Origin of the sequence: Dryocola clanedunensis, assembly GCF_038405435.1 — a bacterium.
In the GTDB taxonomy this organism is placed as follows: Bacteria; Pseudomonadota; Gammaproteobacteria; order Enterobacterales; family Enterobacteriaceae; genus Dryocola; species Dryocola clanedunensis_A.
Map to the genome: position 1 here is coordinate 1 of NZ_JBBYHZ010000072.1, position 764 is coordinate 764.

Genomic DNA, 764 nt, shown 5'->3' on the forward strand with positions numbered 1-764 from the left:
TCCGGCCAGGTCACCGGTATCATCTCGGCGGTGGCGTTGAGCTTCATGGTGCAGCTGCCCAGCGGGATCATGGTGCGATCCATCGCCAGGTCCTTGTCCGCCAGCGAACGCAGGTAACGCAGCAGTTCGTGCTCGCTGTGGTGGGTGTTGAACACTGGGTGGGTCAGGAATTCGCTGGTACGCACCAGGCCGGCCGGCAGCGCATCGGCGGTGGCGGCGTCGAGGGCATCGACATCCACCGTGGCACCGAACAGCTGGCCGAGCGCGACGATGTCGGCGCGGGTGGTGGTTTCATCCAGGCTGATGCCGACCGCGTCGCTGTCGATCGCGCGCAGGTTGATGCGCGCCGCGGCGGCCTTGGCATGGATCGCCTTGGCATCGACATCCTTGACGTGCAGGGTGTCGAAGAAGTGCTCGCCCACGTTGACGCCGGCAGCGCGCAGCGCACTGGCCAGGATCGCGGCCAGGCGATGGGTGCGGCGGGCGATGCGGGTCAGCCCTTCCGGACCGTGGTACACCGCATACATCGATGCCATGACCGCCAGCAGCACCTGGGCGGTGCAGATGTTGGAGGTCGCCTTCTCGCGGCGGATGTGCTGCTCGCGGGTCTGCAGGGTCAGGCGGTAGGCGGCATTGCCCTGCGCATCGACCGAGACACCGATCAGGCGGCCCGGCATCGAGCGCTTGTACGCATCGCGGCAGGCCATGAAGGCGGCATGTGGGCCGCCGAAGCCGAACGGCACGCCGAAGCGCTGCGAGTTGCC

The 764-nt window shown here is 67.8% G+C and carries 1 pseudogene; it reads right to left on the minus strand.

The features are described from left to right. A pseudogene (locus AAE045_RS23435) lies at nucleotides 1-764 on the minus strand (glycine dehydrogenase (aminomethyl-transferring)); the annotation flags it as partial.